11 protein-coding genes are annotated in these 16,193 nt (G+C 54.8%); all 11 read right to left on the reverse strand.

The annotated features are described in order from the left end of the window. Window positions 1-295: 295 nt before the first annotated feature. Window positions 296-1,438 (reverse strand): class I SAM-dependent methyltransferase, encoded by a 1,143-nt coding sequence (locus J3P34_RS06040; protein WP_210487087.1) that lies wholly within the window; start codon window positions 1,436-1,438, stop codon window positions 296-298. A gap of 266 nt (window positions 1,439-1,704) precedes the next feature. Continuing rightward, window positions 1,705-2,793, reverse strand: coding sequence for a Gfo/Idh/MocA family protein (locus J3P34_RS06045; RefSeq protein ID WP_210487088.1), 1,089 nt, complete (start codon window positions 2,791-2,793; stop codon window positions 1,705-1,707). 97 nt (window positions 2,794-2,890) lie between these two features. Then, on the reverse strand, window positions 2,891-3,583 hold the full coding sequence (locus tag J3P34_RS06050; RefSeq protein WP_210487089.1) for a metal-dependent hydrolase: 693 nt from the start codon (window positions 3,581-3,583) through the stop codon (window positions 2,891-2,893). Between the two features lie 228 nt (window positions 3,584-3,811). After that, the gene (locus tag J3P34_RS06055) at window positions 3,812-4,591 is read right to left on the reverse strand and encodes an L-fucose dehydrogenase (RefSeq protein ID WP_210487090.1); all 780 of its coding nucleotides are present in this window, start codon (window positions 4,589-4,591) and stop codon (window positions 3,812-3,814) included. Window positions 4,592-5,122: 531 nt separating this feature from the next. After that, window positions 5,123-7,492 carry a TonB-dependent receptor gene (locus J3P34_RS06060; RefSeq protein WP_210487091.1) on the reverse strand — a complete coding sequence of 790 codons (2,370 nt, stop codon included), beginning with the start codon at window positions 7,490-7,492 and terminating at the stop codon, window positions 5,123-5,125. A 235-nt stretch (window positions 7,493-7,727) separates the two neighbouring features. Continuing rightward, the gene (locus J3P34_RS06065; RefSeq protein ID WP_210487092.1) at window positions 7,728-9,014 is read right to left on the reverse strand and encodes an MFS transporter; all 1,287 of its coding nucleotides are present in this window, start codon (window positions 9,012-9,014) and stop codon (window positions 7,728-7,730) included. Between the two features lie 121 nt (window positions 9,015-9,135). After that, entirely contained in the window at window positions 9,136-10,191 is a 1,056-nt protein-coding gene (locus J3P34_RS06070; protein ID WP_210487093.1) for a sugar phosphate isomerase/epimerase family protein, read from the reverse strand. 7 nt (window positions 10,192-10,198) lie between these two features. After that, window positions 10,199-11,368 (reverse strand): Gfo/Idh/MocA family protein, encoded by a 1,170-nt coding sequence (locus J3P34_RS06075; protein WP_210487096.1) that lies wholly within the window; start codon window positions 11,366-11,368, stop codon window positions 10,199-10,201. A 233-nt stretch (window positions 11,369-11,601) separates the two neighbouring features. Further along, a complete protein-coding gene (locus J3P34_RS06080) occupies window positions 11,602-15,153 on the reverse strand; it encodes a ThuA domain-containing protein (protein ID WP_246853577.1) in 3,552 nt (1,183 codons plus the stop codon). A 22-nt stretch (window positions 15,154-15,175) separates the two neighbouring features. Then, window positions 15,176-15,385 carry a hypothetical protein gene (locus J3P34_RS06085; RefSeq protein WP_210487098.1) on the reverse strand — a complete coding sequence of 70 codons (210 nt, stop codon included), beginning with the start codon at window positions 15,383-15,385 and terminating at the stop codon, window positions 15,176-15,178. Window positions 15,386-15,422: 37 nt separating this feature from the next. After that, window positions 15,423-16,190, reverse strand: a complete 768-nt coding sequence (locus tag J3P34_RS06090; protein ID WP_210487100.1) for a 3-keto-disaccharide hydrolase — start codon at window positions 16,188-16,190, stop codon at window positions 15,423-15,425. Between the last annotated feature and the right edge of the window lie 3 nt (window positions 16,191-16,193).

A 16,193-nucleotide genomic window follows, 5' to 3' on the forward strand; every position in this document is an offset into this window, starting at 1 on the left:
AAAGGATGTCTAACAAAAGATGCCCGGCTCAGAAGGCGACGGCACATGAAAAGCCAGCCCAAACAGGCACATGGCGTTCAGCGGCCAATTTCAGGATTTTACCCTTAAAACATAGACTGGCCGCAGGGGCAACATCCAGGTTCAGGCTTAGCTGAAAGTCCAAAAGACTGGTTTCTGGCCACCAAAGGAGCTCATATGTATAGAACGAATGTATAGAACGAACCTGTCGCTGTTTTAGGCCTGTCTTGTGAAAAACAAACGCAAAAGAGGAAAGGATACTATGCCTGAAAACGGTTCACACGCTCCCGTTCGGTTTGAACTTGATGCGGCAGGCGGAGGTGAGTTTGTACACCACCTGGCCTGTCTTAGGGTTCAGCAACGTGATCTTGCCCTGTTCTTTCAGTTTCTCAAAAGCGGTCTGGTAGTTGGCTTTGCAGTAGTTCTTACCCACGTTGTGCTTCTCGTAGATTTTGTCCAGCACCATGCTGTTGTACTCCGCCGCATTCTGCAGCAGGTCGTCTACCAGGTTCACGAGCGAGAACTCCAGGTATTTAGAATATTCCGGCACCAGAAGCCGGACGGCTTTGAGGTTGGCACCCAGCAGGGGCACCCCGTCTTCCTGCACATCGCTGTAGGGCAGCAGCAATTCTTTAAACCGGGTATGGGCCAGGTAGCTGCGCGAGACAAACAACAGGTAATGACTGCTCTGGTCTTTGCCGGGCACGTTCACCCGGAAGCGGGAGGTTCGGAGACCTTTTTCCTGCAGGGCTTCCTCCAGGGTTTTCAGGGCGAAGGATTCCTTCTTGGCGGCGTTGCTGGTTTTAGCGAAAAACGCTTTAAGCCTGGAGAACCTTTCGCCCAGGAAAGCCGCCAGATTGCTCTGGTCCTCACTTTTACCCAAGGCCGCCGCCAGGCGTTTGTACTCAAACAGCATCAGGAAATCAGCTTTCTCCTGCCCTATCCCCTGCAGCCACAGTTCCTGCGAGAACCTGTTCCCAAAAGGATCCAGAAAATAAAGGGCCGGTAAGTTCTGGGTCAGTTCTTCCTGGAAAGCCTCCAGGTTTTCTTTCGTTTGCAGGTAAACGGGCTTGTGCCGGAGATCTGGGTAGAAGAACAGATTTTCAAGGGTATCCGGGAGCGACGAGGCCAGGCTTTTGTTTCCTTCATAGAAGAAAGGGTGCACGGCTTTGTTCAGGTCCGGGCGCCCGCCCGAGGTGGCGAATATGCTCTTCAGCAACTTCCCAGACACTGGCATCCCTCCTTCTTCCGGACCCGTCGCTCCCGCGCTGGCATCTACCAGCAGCACTTTCTCCGGAGGCGCTTGGGTAGAGAAAAGCGTCTCGGACCAGACCGGGAAAAACTTCAGGAAGATCTCTTCCTTGATCTCCGGGGCGCTCCTTCTCTGCTTAAAGAAATCCTTGGGTTCGGTACCAGCCACTAATCTTGTTTCCTTCTTTTGATCTTAAACCGGGCAATAGCCAAGGCAATTTTGCCTGGTCATTCCCTACTTCCCTCCGGCTACTTCCGGCGAGAGGACTGCAAATTTACTTCCGTTTTCCGGATGTTTTAGCAAAATATGCTAAAAACATTAGTCAAAACAAGAGCCTCGCCGTTTCTGGCCAGGCTCCTGTTTGGCAATGCCAAGGGAAGTGTATTATACGGGAAGCTGCCGGATCATGATTTAAGCTTTCCGGAACCGCTGCTTTATTCCAGGGAAATGGTTTTATGCTGCTTGGCCGATGTTTTGGCCGCCTCCAGAATCTCCACCACTGTCACGTTTAGGGGCAGGCTATACAGGTCGTTCTTGTCCAGGGTGAGTTTACCGGTGACCACCGAGGCCAGCACCGAGAAAGGATCTCCGTAGGGTTCCGGGCGCGGGTCCAGCTTGGCGACTTCCTCGGGCGAGCTTTCTTTCAGGCGGTGCCGCACGGTAGTGGCGTCCACGGCCACGGCGTAGCCTTTGTTCCCGTAGACTTCCATGTCTTTGCGCGCGAAGGTCCAGTTCCATGACCCCTGGATGATGCACTGGGCTTTGGGGTACTGCAGAATGATGGAGGCCTCATCGTCTACCTTCGGGTAAGTCTCGGGCTTGTTCTGCTGTACCACGGCCGTAACCGACGTTGGCTTCTGGCCCTGCATGAGCCAGGTCATGAGGTTGGCGCCGTAACACCCGAAATCCATCAGAGCCCCGGCCCCACTTTTCTCCGGATTGGTCAGAATCTCCAGGAACTCTTTGCTCACGCCAATCTCCTTGGGTCCCTGGTGCCCATCGTTCACCATCACTTTTTTGATTTCGCCCAGTTTGCCTTCTTTCACCAGGTTGCCCACGTACTGGTTACTGGCGTACCACGAAGTCTCAAAATTGGTGAGCACCTGGATATTGTGTTTCTGGGCCAGGGCCTGGATTTCCTTCGCATCGGCAAAGGTGGTGGCCAGTGGTTTCTCTACCATCACGTGGATTTTGCGCGGCGCGCAGGCCCGCACCACCGTCACATGCTCACTGATGGCGCCAAAAGCCGACACCGCCTGCGGTTTGGTCTTGTCCAGCATTTTGCCCAGATCAGAGTAAAACAGTTTCTGGTCCAGTTTGTAGCGCTTGGCGTACTTCTGGGCTAATTCCTGGTTGGACTCGTAAATCCCCACCAATACAATGTCCTTCTTCTCCGGCGACCGGTTGAAAATCCAGTCCACGTGCCCGTGGCTCAGGCCCGCTACCGCCAGCCGCACCGGCGACTGGGCAAAAACCTGGGCCGTAAATAACATACAGAACAAAGCGAGTAAGAAGGTTTTCATAGAAAATGGGTTTATACTTGAATTGGGTTGCCGATGCTTACGCAGAATGTTTGCCAATAGGCGATGGTTTAAGTGAAGCTTCTACAAGATACCTAAGTTAAGCTTCCTGGAGCTGATTTTCCGGTTGTAGGCCCCGCTGAGAAAGTGGCCGGCGGTTACGGTCTATCCAGTAGCCCCACCCAACAAAGAGCCACTGCAACTGCCCGGCCCAGGCAATAGCCGACACCGCAGGAGGTGGCGGACCGAACAAATTCAGGAGATACACCACCAATAAAAAGATAATCAGGGCCCAGAGGCTCCAGTTTCCGGTTCTGTTTCTGGCTTGGGTGCTCCGCAGATACAACCCTACCCCGATAGCAAACAACAGCCCTTCCACTAAAAGACTTCCGGCCAGAGAATTCCACAGCCCCAGGCCCAGCAGCGGGGAATCACCCGGGTACAGCGGCAGATCTGGGCGGTGCATGACCAGATCCAGAACCCAGTGGCTCAGCACGCAGATTGCCACCACCAGCGCGCCTCTCCGGTATTTACTCAGGAGCCAATACAACCCGCCGCTGAGCAAACCCCAGCCCAGCACCAGCAAAAGGCTGTGCGAAATGGGGTAATGGGTAAAGTCAAGGGGCGTGACTTTGGTGATGCCGGGGCTGATAACGACCCGCTCCCAACCCAGCAGCAGAAACGTGGGCCAAAGCAGATCCAGCAATTGGGCCGTTAGGAAAAGGGTTCCCAGCGAGACCCTAGGGGCGGCAGACTTGGCCCCGAAGCCAAAGGCGAAGTGTCCGATAAACATAGAGGGCGGAAAAATTGGTTTACTTCGTCAAATATAGCCTTTTTCAGATTTTCTCCTGAAGACGGAAGCAACACCCAATGCCCGGGTATTCTGTTTTTGAGTCCTTTTTTGAAATCCGAGGCCAAAACAGGGAATGATCAAAAGCCGTTTTCGCGGGCTTTCCATTTTAAGGTTGTTTTTGGAAAATTAGCCTCAAATAGACGGGCTTCAGGAATTTCCGGGGACAGCCTAAATGGCCCGGTCCAGGTGTACGTAGCCGCCATCCACGTGGATAATCTGCCCGGTGGTATGGCTTGATTTAGAAGACAGCAGAAAAACCGCCGTCTGGGCGATTTCCTCCGGCGTGGTCATGCGGTGCCCCAGCGGAATGCGCGAAACGATCTCCCGGTACTTTTCCTCCGGGTGCGGCAGAGTCTGTAACCAACTTTCATACTGCGGCGTCCAACTCTCGGCCACGGCAATGGCGTTCACCCGGATGCCGTATTTCAGAAGTTCCACTGCCCACTCGCGGGTGAGGGCGTTGCGACCGCCGTTAGCAGCAGCGTAGGCCGAGGTGTTCCCCTGCCCGGTCTCGGCTACCTTAGAAGTGATGTTCAGAATTGGTCCTTTGGACCTGATCAGCTCTGGCAAGGCGTAGTGCGCCAAAAGATAGTAGTGCACCAGGTTCCGGTGCAGCGAGGCCATGAAGTCATGGTAGTTGCCGTTTTCCAGCCCCACCCCATCGTTCAGGCCGGCATTGTTCACCAGCCCGTCAATGCGGCCAAATTGGCCTATAACCGTTTCTATCGCTTGCCGGCATTCGTCAGGATGGCTGAGCTCTGCCACCACCTGAAAGACCTGCCCGCCTTCATGCAGGATCTCGGCCACAGTTTCCAGGTTATCAGCCTCGCTCCGGCCCAGGATCACCGGAATGGCTTTCTCCTGCGCCAGCACTTTGGCAATCCCGCGGCCAATGCCCTTGGCGCCGCCTGACACAATGATGATCTTTCCCGCTAACAGTAAATCCATAGAAATGGGCTTTTGCGTTTAGGAACTCAATCTGTAAAAACGGCCCGCATTCTCCCCATACAACAGGGCCTGCTCGTGCTGACTAAAAATGGCAAATAATCATCCACCAAACCCAGCATATCTTCATAAGCACCGGGTACGAGGCACACCGGCTAGTCTGAACCGTTCATTAGCCGCTGCCCTCTCGAAGGTCTTCACTACCGAATCAAGATAAGCATGAAGTAGTCGCATTTGGTGATGAAGCGGGCCTGATCTGAGCAAAGGTACAATGCCAGGAAATGCACTTGATCCGGTCTGCCGGACGAAAACCTGGGCTTTGGCCCTACTGATACCTCTATCGGCCAAGGTGACTCCTGTACTTTGTCCCTCAACTCAAATATGCGTGTTTACCGTTTACAGGTGCAGGGACGAGGGAAGCGAAAGAAGCCAACGATGGGTTTAGAGCCTGTTTTAGCAAAATCAGCCCTTAAACCCATCGCCGGTGAAAAGTATTCTGTAAATCAATCAGGCTCGCTTTAAGGCCATACATGCCTAGAAATTCGCCCGCAGAGAAACGCCGTAGGTGGCAGGGTTGCCCAGGCGGGCCGCCCCGAAATTGTAGGCGTAATCAATGTATTTCTCGTCGGTGAGGTTTCTGCCCCAGAAGAAGACTTCGTAGCGTTTGGCTTGCACGCCCACGCGGGCGTTGAAGGTGCTGAAACCGTTCTGCGACAGTTGGTTCGCCAGGTCAAAATACTGCTTGCCCAGGTAGCGCCACTCGCCGCGCAGCACCAGCCGCACGCTCTGGGTAGCGCCCAGGCCGTAGCCATATTGCAAGGCCAGCATAGAAGTGACATCAGGGGTGAATACCTGCTTGTTGCCTTCCAGGTTCACTTCCTCGCCATCGGCAGAGCCGGTGAGGCTGGTGTATTCAGCATCGGTGTAGCCCAGGCTGTAGCTGGCCTCCAAACCTTTGGCCGGGGTGGCGTTCAGCTCCAGTTCAAAGCCTTTACTCTCCAGCTCGCCCACGTTGCGGGTCACGATGATGGCCTCCGGCAGCACCAGCGTAGGCACCTGGGCATCGGTCACCTGGGTGTAAAACGCCGAGAAGTTGGCGGTGACGCGGTTCTGGAGGAAAGCCGTTTTCAGCCCGATTTCAAAATTATCGCTGTATTCCGGGTCATAGGCGAACAATGGCGGCTGCGAGGGATCAGAGGAAAGCTGCGTGATGCCGCCGGTCCTAAAACCCCGGCTGTAGGAGCCGTACATGTGGTAATTCTCGCTGAGGTGATAAGCCAGGCTGGCCTTGGGCGAGAATGCCTTGAAACTGGCGGTGGAAGAGGTATCCGGGAGCACCACCATGGACTCGTCGCCATCGGGTTGGAACTCCCCCCGGATGGCTTGTTTCCGGTGCTCGTAGTCATACCGTAAGCCGGCGGTCAGCTCCAGGTTGGGCTGAATCTGGTAGGTTCCCTGTCCGAAGAAAGCCGCACCGTAGCTCTCGCCGTCGTTGATGTTGATGCTGGTGAAATTAGGGAAAGGCGCGCCCACCATTTCGGCGTCCTCGCCGAAGTGCGTGCCTACTTTCACTGGGTTGTCATGGAAAAACCCGTAGGCACCCGCTATCCACTGGAAGTTAGAGACCGTGGAGGTAGGGGAGGAAAACCTGATTTCCTGGGTGAAGACCTTTACCTTGTTCCAGTCCTTGCCATAGGCATTCACAATAGAAACACCGTCAATGGGCGAGAAATCCCCGTCCAAGGGCTGGTTGTAAATACGGTAGTTAGACTGGTAAGCCGTCTGGGAGGTGAAGTTGAACGCGGGGCCGGTATGGTTCACAATGAAGGAGCCGTTGAAGGTGTTGTCAATCATCTTGCCCACCGAGTTCTGGTTTACCTCAAACGGGTGCGCGAAGGCCTCCTCAATGCTGGAGGCCAGCGGGAATGCCCCGCGGTTGCGGTTGGCCGCGTGCTTGGCGTTCAGGGTGAGGTTCCAGCGGGGGTTTACCAGGTAGCGGAGGTAGTAATTGCCCACAAATACCTGCTGGCGGTCAAAGTCGGTGTTGTTGAAGGTGTTGGTGTAGAAGCCATCCTGCTTCCGGAAAAGGCCCGCGGCCCCCAGGAACAGTTTGTCCTTGATCAACGGCGTTCTAATGCCCAGGCTGTAGCGCTGCTGCCCGTAGTTCCCGAAATCAAGGGCCGCGTAACCGCTAGTGGTATTGCCGGGCTGGCGGGTGATGATGTTGATGACCCCGCCCATGGCGTTGCGGCCGTACAAAGTGCCCTGCGGCCCGCGCAGCACCTCAATGCGCTCTACGTCCAGCAATTCGGGCAGGTAAGTATCCAGGGTGAACTGGTTTACGCCATCAATGTAGGTGGCCACGGCCGGGTCATAGGATGTAGTGGCGATGCCCCTAATGGAGGTCAGGTTGCGGTTATCGCCGGGGTCTGAGGAGAACAGGTTGGGGATGATGCCGGTAAGGTCGCGCTGGCTCCAAAGGCGGTATTCCTGCACCTGGCGGCTGGTGAGGGCGGTGATGCTGGCGGGCACCCGTTGCAGGTCTTCCTCTACTTTCTGGGCACTCACCACCACCTCGTCTAACTGGGCGGCAGATTCAGTGAGTTGAATTACCAGATTGGCCTCTTCCTCAGGTAGCCGCACGGTGCGGGTGAGGGTGGCGAAACCCACTGCGCTTACCTGCACGGTGTAGTGGCCCGCGGGCACATTGTTGAGGAGAAACTGGCCCTGGGCATCTGAGACGGTGCTCAGGTTGGTGTTCAGGAGCCGGACGTTAGCCCCGGGAATTCCGGTGGCGTTGCGGCTCTGAACCGAGCCCCGGAACGAACCTAAACGCTGGGCCCAGCTGATGGTGATACTAAGGATAAATACTGCTACTGCGGAAAAAACAACTTTACTTCTCATAATTTATTCTCTCGAGGGCTGACAGAATGCTAGTCAGCAAAAAGGTGCAAATGCTTGAGGCGGGATACCTTTCTTCACTTGTGTTTTGCGCTCAGCATTCTATTCTGGGCCTGTTTTGTCAAAAACAGGCCCAGAATGCCTCTTCACTTCTTCATATGGTTTGCATGAGCCATTCAGAGAACAGCTTCAAAGGGTCAGGGTAAAAAATGAATGAACTGCCGGTCTCTGGTTTGTACTAGGCCGCAGCGTAGCGTGAATCCTGCACGTTCTTGTTTCTGCGGGAGCGCATGTAGAAGAACAGCCCCGCGAATGCGATAGCCAGGAAGATAGGAATCACCAGCGTGGCCTGCAGCACCTCTGGACCAGCAAGGTTCTTGGCACTGTTCAGGGCTGTCGCCATCTCGGTACCCGGCGCCGCCGATACGTATTGGTTCAGGTCAGCCCCGGCAGGAAGGCGCTCGGTCACAATGCGGTCATAGAAGCTGCCCATGAACACGGTGTAGATAGATACCGCAAACATACCGGCTCCGCCCATCAGGTTAAGGCCCAAGGCCCCGGACTTAGGGATGTTCTCCGCCACGAAACCGATCATGGTTGGCCAGAAATAGGTCACGCCCAAGCCAAACACAATCGCAGCCAGGAAGATGGAATTACCGGTTAAGGTGCTCAACAGGTAGATTCCCAGGGCCGCCAATACGGCAGAAATACACAACACCCCGGCCGGGCTCAGTTTGTGTACCACGGGCTTGGCCAACCCACGCCCGATCACCATCACCCCGGTAGTAAGGGTTAAGATCAGCAATGCGTTATCAGTCACGTTTCTCAGGAGCACATCAATCCACTGGCCGGTGAACAGCTCCGTGATGGCCGTCCCGAACATGCAGATGAACATGAAGATGAACAACGGCGACAGTACCGCTTTGTACATATCGGCGGTAGAGTAGCCGGAGGCCACACGCTCGGTCACCGGGAAATCAAGTTTAGAGAACAGGAAGCCGTACACCAGGGTTGGCAACAGCATCACGGCCACCTGGATTTGCCAGCTCAACCCAAGATTGGTGAACAGGAACACCAGCAAAGTACCGATCACGATACCGCCCGGGAACCACAGGTGGAAATAGTTCAGACGGGTGGTTTTGTTTTCCGGGTACAGGGTAGCCACCAATGGGTTACAGGCTGCCTCTACCGTACCATTCGCGATGCCTATGAACAGGGTGGAAAGGAACAGTGTCCAGTACCCCTGGGCGAAAATGGTGAGCAGAATACCCGCCAGGTGAAACACGAAGGCAGCCACCAGCAGGCGCTTCATCCCGATGGCATCCACCACGAAGCCCCCCACCACAATGGCCAGCGGAAAGCCCCAGAAAGCGGTAGCCGTGATGGTACTCAATTCAGAGGCGCTCAACTGGAACTCAACCCCCAGCTGGTTCAGAATCCCGGCCCTGATCCCGAAGGACAGAGACGTTACCAGGAGGGCAAAACAGCTTGCCCAAAAGAGCTTTGAACGTTGGATATTTTGCATATGTATCGGTTTGTTAGAAGGTGTAGAGGTTAAAATCAAGATGGAAATCTCCTTTCCCGGGCTGGAGGCATTCGCAGGCATCCAGCCTGGGGTTTAGAGCAATATGGTTGATCTGTCTAGATTAAGACAAGCCCAGGATCTGCTTGTTCAAGGCTTCGTTCACGCCGGTGGAGGCGAAATCATCAAAGGCTTTCTCGGTGACCCGGATGATGTGGTCTTTGATGAAAACGGCGCCTTCGCGGGCTCCATCCTCGGGGTGCTTGATGGCGCACTCCCACTCCATCACGGCCCAGCCTTTAAAGTCGTAAGCAGCTAGTTTGCTGAAAATACCCTTGAAATCCACCTGCCCGTCGCCCAGGGAACGGAAGCGGCCAGCGCGGTCAATCCAGCTCTGGTAACCGCCGTACACGCCCTGCTTACCCGTTGGGTTGAACTCAGCGTCCTTCACATGGAACATCTTGATGCGCTCATGGTAGAAGTCAATGTATTCCAGGTAATCCAGACACTGCAGCACAAAGTGCGAGGGGTCATACAGCAAACAAGCCCGTGGGTGGTTGTTCACTTTCTCCAGGAACATCTCATAAGAAATACCGTCGTGCAGGTCCTCACCCGGGTGTATCTCATAGCAAAGGTCTACCCCATGCTCGTCATAGATATCCAGGATTGGTGTCCAGCGTTTGGCCAGCTCGGTGAAACCGGCTTCCACCAGCCCGGCAGGGCGCTGCGGCCAAGGGTACACCGTATGCCACAAAAGGGCACCGCTGAAGGAGGCACTGGCGTTGAGCCCCAGGTTACGGGAGGCCTGCGCGGCGTACGTCAATTGTTGCACGGCCCATTCGGTTCTAGCCTTGGGGTTGTTGCGGTAGGCCTCCGGTGCGAAACCATCGAACAGTTGGTCATAGGCCGGATTTACGGCTACCAGTTGCCCCTGCAGGTGCGTGGACAGCTCGGTAATTTTTAGGCCGTGACTTTCTACCATGCCTTTGATCTCATCTGCGTAGGTTTTGCTCTCGGCGGCTTTCTGCAGGTCAAAATAGCTTGTGGCCCAGGTAGGGATCTGCACCCCTTCAAAGCCCAGGCTTTTGGCCCATTTGCAGATAGACTCTAAGTCATTGAACGGGGGATTCTCTCCCAGGAACTGGGCCAGGAAAATAGCGGGTCCTTGTATAGTGGTCATGGCTATGCTAGATGGTGAACGGTATCCATTTGTTTTCTGATTGGCCAGCGGCGATGACCTGCTCAATGAAAGCCATGCCGCGCACGCCTTCCTTAATGCCCGGGAAATCGAGCGCCTCGGGCTGCGGCTCCTGGCCACTGAGTTTGGCTTTCACGGTCAGCGCGAAATTGCGGTACAGGTTGGCAAAAGCCTCCAGGTAACCTTCTGGGTGGCCGCCGGGCGTGCGGGAGTTGTGCTGGGCGTAAGAACCCACGTAGCCACTACCGGTGCGCACAATCTCGGAGGGGCGGTCCAGCCATTTCACCAGGAGCGTGTTGGCGTTGTCCTGTTGCCAGTCAAGGCCGCCTTTCTCGCCGTATACTCGGATGCGGACGTTGTTTTCCTCGCCGGCGGCAATCTGCGTGGCGAACAGCACGCCGCTGGCGCCGTTGTTGAATTTCAGGAGGGCGGCGCCGTCATCGTCCAGTTGGCGGCCTTCCACCACCACGTTGATATCGGCACAGAGTTGGGTCACTTCTAGCCCGGACACGTACTCAGCCAGGTTGAAGGCGTGCGTCCCGATGTCGCCCATGGCACCGGCTATGCCGCTCTGCTTGGGGTCGGTGCGCCAGGAAGCCTGCTTGTTGTCGCCGCCTTCCTCAAAGGTGCTCAGCCAACCCTGCGGATACTCCACGTACACTTTCCGGATTTTGCCCAGTTTGCCGGAGGCCACCAGTTGCCGGGCCTCTTTGACCATGGGGTAACCGGTGTAGGTATGGGTGAGGCAGAACAGGTTGCCGGTGCGGGACACCACTTCGCGCAGTTGCAGGGCCTCCTCCAAAGAGAAGGTCATGGGTTTGTCCAGGATTACATGAAAACCGCTCTCCAGGGCCAGTTTGGTAGGCTCAAAGTGCACGTGGTTGGGGGTCACAATGCTGATGACCTGCACGCGCTGATCCTCGGGTAATTGCTTTTCTTTCTCGTATAACTCCTGGTATGAACCATACACTCTATCGGGGGAAAGGCCCAGCAGTTCGCCGCTGGCTTTTGACTTTTCTGGATTGCTGCTGAAAGCGCCGCAAACAAGTTCATATTCCCCATCCAATCGGGCCGCGATGCGGTGAACGGCGCCAATAAACGCCCCTTGTCCGCCGCCAATCATGCCCAACCTGAGTTTCTGGTGTATCAATTGTTCCATGGTTAATTTTTTGAATTAATACTCTCTAATATATAAATCATTACTGGTTTACCCTGTGATGTGGCTCAATATTTAAGCCTCGCGTTTCCCTGTTTTCAGGCCGTTTTTCATAAATCAGGCCCATAACAGTACCCCTTCCAATGCTTTACCCTCTTTGCCTTTACTTCCGTTTAGGGTCCGTTTTTTTAAAACCGGGCCCTAAACGGAAGAGCAAACTCAACTTCAGAACCGCTCTATTTCATTTGGTTAATGGCTACAGAGGTTCCTGCATTAGTTCCCTGGGGGGAAAAGGTGACCGTTTTCAGAAGTGGCCTGTTATTTCCTCTGCCATTTACTTCCTTACAGATGAGGTACACTTCCGTGGTTCGCAGGTTTAGCGGAACCCGGATTGGAATACGCGTGCTCACGATCTGCCCTTCTATGCCGAAGGCCATGCGTCCGCTGCCTATTCTCTGCCCATTCACCGATCCAATTCTCACTTCCACGGCATAGGTGCCCAGGTACCCACTGTTCACCGCCATCAGATCAATAGAAGCGATGTCCGTTAGATCCAGGGTTTCTTTGATCCAGCCTTCGCTTGTAGGGAATACCAGGTATTTGCTTCCGGCAGAGTCTTTACTAGCGAAACCTTTTACCGCCTTGAATTCAGATACATCTACCTGGTTGCTTCTCAATTGAACGGCGCTGGAACCCATCAATGGTTTCAGGCCCGGTCCGCCCTCGTGGGTATAAGTGGCTGTGAGTTTCAGAACGGTGTTCTCCTTCTTCTGCGGCTCTACCCTTGGCACAACCTCTCCCTTAGCCGGAAGCGAAGGCTTGGTGCTGGCTGGGCTGGCCAAAGAAAGAATCCAGGAGACGATCTGCCGGGCATCTGCCTCTGACAAGTCTGGGTGCGCCGGCATGGCATTCTCGCCCCACACACCACTGCCGCCTTTGATGATCTTGTTCGTCAGGTGTGAGGTGGCTTTGGGATCTTTGAGGTACCGTTTAGACACGGCCTGGTAGTCTGGTCCTATAGATTTCTGGTCTATCTTATGGCAGCCTTTGCAGTCTGAGCTTTCCATGAGCGTTCTGCCCACCAGGGTGGCGGAGGCCACCTGGTGCCCCATGGAGGCGCCCGCCAGGTCTTTTCCTTCTACGTATTCAGCAGACACATACAGGTTTTGCGGCTTCACCTGGCCACCCGGCGTGTTCACGTGCACCTGGTACTTGACAGGCGTTCCCTCAAAGTAGAAGCTTCGGTTGCCCGGCAAGGCCACCAGCACATCGGGCTGCTCATTACCGGCGTACACCGTAACGGCCTTTCTTCCGGAGGTCGCCTTCTCGGTATCGGTGACTTCTACCATAATGTCATAGTCTCCGGCCTGGGTGAAGGTGTGTTCCAGTTGCGGGGTATCAGTCAGTTTTCTTAGCCCGTTAATGGTCCAGAGGTATTTTAGGTTGTCTTTCTCCGGATCGGCTACTTCTACGGTAGCGGTAACGGTGAAAGGAAGCAACCCGCTCTGGCGGTCTACCGTCAGGTTCGTGATTTTAGGAGGCCGGTTCCCGGATAGGTAATCTACTCTGGAGAGGGCGGCATCGGGGTTTCCGGTGAACCACCCTTTGCCGTATTCCAGGATATAGAGCTTGCCGTCTGGCCCTACTTCCATGTCCATGATAGCGGCGAACTTCTCATGCTCCATGAAAGGCTCCATCTTATCAAAGTCGCCGTTTTCTTTCATGGTGATGACTTTGATCCAGTCCCTGATCCAGTCATAGATAAAGAGCTTGCCATGGTAGTACTGGGCATACCGGGTTTTCTCCGGGAACATGTCTGTGTAGTAGACAGGACCAGCCATGGCGTTACGGCCGCCCGTACCCACCTGCGGGAACTCCGGGGAAGCGTCATACGGGTACCAGATGAAAGCCGGCTGGGCCGGTGGCAAATTCACAATACCCGTGTTATTGCGGGAGTCATTCACTGGTCTGGCAGGATTGAAGGTTTCACCAGAAACCCCGGTACCGTAGTTATAACGGTGGTAAGCATAGTTATTCGCCACGAAAAGCGGCCACCCGAAATTACCGGCCTTACGGGCTTGGTTTACTTCATCATACCCTTTGGGTCCTCTGGTGGCTAAGCTATCGTTCTTGGCATCCGGGCCTACTTCGCCCCAGTACAGGAATCCTGTTTTCTGGTCAACCGAGATGCGGTACGGGTTACGGTGGCCCATGGTGTAGATTTCAGGTCTGGTTTTGGCCTGGTTTCTAGGAAACAGGTTGCCGGCAGGTATCTCGTAGGAGCCATCGGCCTTTACCCTGATCCTGATCACCTTTCCGCGCAGGTCATTGGTGTTGCCGGAAGTCCTTCTGGCATCATACTGCAAATGCCCCTCGCGGTCATCTAAAGGCGCATATCCCTGATTCGTGTAGGCCTGGCCTTTTTCATCAAAAGGCGTGCTGTTGTCACCGGTAGACAGGTACAACAGTTTGTCTGGCCCAAAAGCGATAGAACCGCCCGTGTGGCAGCAGATCTGGCGCTGGGAATACAGTTCCAGCACGATCTTCTCAGAAGCCATATCTAGTTTCCCGTTCCGGAAGACAAAGCGGGAGAGCCGGTTCACGGAAGTATCTGCCGGGCTGTAGTACAGATATATAAAGTTGTTTTTAGCAAAGTTCGGATCTTTGGCCAGTCCCATCAAGCCTTCCTCCGCATTGGCGTCTGAGCTGGAAGTATGGTACACATCCAGAAAGCCCGCTTGGGTCAAAGTGCCATTTCCCTGGTTGTAAAACATCAGCTCACCCCGGCGCTGGGCTACCAGAATGTCCAGGTTCGGCAAAATGGTCATCTCAGTGGGCTCGGTGAACTTGCCTTGCGTCAGCACATTTTTCACGAAACGGTCCTCTTCCGGCACGCGCAACGAGGTGGCTTTCTCGTAATCCAGTTCCTTGTTATCGCCTATGGCGTACTCAATACCTGCAAGCAAATGCTGCAGGAAAAGCTTGTCCTGGTAAGATTCCTCGGTGTGACCCAGGGCGGTGTAGAAGGCGCGCCCGCCCTCAAAGTCATGGTACCAGGCTACCGGATGGTTGTCCCCGTTGGTGCCGCCTTTGTAGCTCTTCTCGTCCAAAGTGAGCAACACTTTCACCTGCTTGCTCAGGTTTTTGAAGTTGTACCACTCATCTTTCCGTTTCCATTCTTTGGGCAGGCCCTCGGTGGACGGGTGTTTCTCATCGGTAACGCGCACGATGGCTTCCTGCTGGTCTGGGTGGCTGGCGAAATACGCGCCCACCATTCGGCCGTACCAACCCCAGCCATATTCCGTGTCCGTGGCGGCATGCACGCCCGCGAACCCGCCGCCGGCCTGAATGTAGCGCTCAAAATCAGCTTCCTGGTAGTGGTTCAGGACATCGCCGGTGGTGCTGAGGAACACCACGGCGGCGTATTTCTTCAGGGAGTCTTCCTGGATGTAGGCGGCGTTGGTGGTGGTATCTACCGCAAAGCCGTGCTCCTTCCCCAGGCCAACGATGGCATTCTGCCCAGCGGAAATAGAGCTGTGGTGGTATCCGGCCGTCTTGCTGAAAACCAGAATTCTGGGGTCTCCGTCCCGCTTGCCGCAGGAAGAGAAAAGGAACATGAAAAGGCAGGCCGCCACCAGCAAGGAGCTGAAGCCTCCGAAACGTAAAGCGCCTGTTTTCCTGAATTCAGCCCCAAACCAACGGGGAGAAAGTGTTTCCCCCTGGGGTGGCGTATTTGCGGAGGCATTGGTACTACGCAAAGTCAACGGTGACTTACCAAATAATCTCATTTTAAGTAGGCTTGACAGGTAACTAAAAATCATTTGGGATTCGGCCAATGAGTTCATTGGCCGAATCCCTGCTTTGTAAGCGATATTGTTGTTTTAAGCTTCTTTCTCTAAAAATAGGCTTAAAACCAAATTCCCAACCATTCCCGGAAAAACCGGTAAGGTTGGTGTAGAAAATATCCTTCGGTCGTACAAGGTTGCCCAATGTTTCAGCTTGTTTCGGGCTTGATTTCACAAAAGGGCTTGTTCAACCTTGATCCCAGCGCTGTAGGTTACAGTTCCCTGATCCAGACATTACGGTAGCTCACCGGATTGCCGTGGTCCTGCAGGCTGATGGGCGCTTTGCCGTGGGCTTTGTACTCGGGCAACCCGATGTACTCCGTAGGGCCTTTCAGTTCTACGTTGTTCTGCACCAGCACGCCATTGTGCAGCACCGTCACGCGGGCGGGTGTGAACAACGAACCGTCTTCTTTGAAGCGTGGCGCAGTGTAAATGATATCATAGACATTCCACTCGGTGGGTTTGTTCATGGCGTTCACCAGCGGCCGGAACTGCTTGTAAATACTTCCCGCCTGGCCGTTGGAGTAGGTGCGATTGTTGTAGGAATCCAGCACCTGCACCTCGTAGCGGTCCTGCAGAAAAATACCGCTGTTGCCACGGCCCTGGCTCGTGCCTTTTACCTCATCGGGGGCGCTCCACTCAATGTGCAGCTGGAAATCCTGGAACTCCCTTTTGGTGGAGATATCACCTTTGCCCACGGTGAACGCGCCGTTCTTCACTTCCCATTTGGCGTCTCCGCCCGCTTTGGCTTTCCATTCGGCCATATCTTTCCCGCTGAACAGCACAATGGCGTCCGATGGCGCGGCATTATTCACGCCCGGCGTTACTTTGCGCGGCTCAGGCTCCCAGAACTCGGTCATTTCGGGGACCATCTTGGGCGGTTTGGGGGTTTCCACGGCCTGTGCCTGGGTTTTGGAGAAGGAAAGCAGGCCAAGGGCCAGAGCGGCAAGCGAAATCTTTTGGGTGGAGGAAAGGTGCATAAG

Origin of the sequence: Rufibacter aurantiacus (assembly GCF_017916345.1) — a bacterium.
GTDB classification, from domain to species: Bacteria; Bacteroidota; Bacteroidia; order Cytophagales; family Hymenobacteraceae; genus Nibribacter; species Nibribacter roseolus.

What these genes read in the sequence shown, in the direction of transcription:
- J3P34_RS06090 (WP_210487100.1), bottom strand. Translation starts at nt 16,190, where the DNA reads ATGCACCTTTCCTCCACCCAAAAGATTTCGCTTGCCGCTCTGGCCCTT.
- J3P34_RS06075 (WP_210487096.1), bottom strand. Translation starts at nt 11,368, where the DNA reads ATGGAACAATTGATACACCAGAAACTCAGGTTGGGCATGATTGGCGGC.
- J3P34_RS06065 (WP_210487092.1), bottom strand. Translation starts at nt 9,014, where the DNA reads ATGCAAAATATCCAACGTTCAAAGCTCTTTTGGGCAAGCTGTTTTGCC.
- J3P34_RS06055 (WP_210487090.1), bottom strand. Translation starts at nt 4,591, where the DNA reads ATGGATTTACTGTTAGCGGGAAAGATCATCATTGTGTCAGGCGGCGCC.
- J3P34_RS06045 (WP_210487088.1), bottom strand. Translation starts at nt 2,793, where the DNA reads ATGAAAACCTTCTTACTCGCTTTGTTCTGTATGTTATTTACGGCCCAG.
- J3P34_RS06050 (WP_210487089.1), bottom strand. Translation starts at nt 3,583, where the DNA reads ATGTTTATCGGACACTTCGCCTTTGGCTTCGGGGCCAAGTCTGCCGCC.
- J3P34_RS06080 (WP_246853577.1), bottom strand. Translation starts at nt 15,153, where the DNA reads ATGAGATTATTTGGTAAGTCACCGTTGACTTTGCGTAGTACCAATGCC.
- J3P34_RS06060 (WP_210487091.1), bottom strand. Translation starts at nt 7,492, where the DNA reads ATGAGAAGTAAAGTTGTTTTTTCCGCAGTAGCAGTATTTATCCTTAGT.
- J3P34_RS06070 (WP_210487093.1), bottom strand. Translation starts at nt 10,191, where the DNA reads ATGACCACTATACAAGGACCCGCTATTTTCCTGGCCCAGTTCCTGGGA.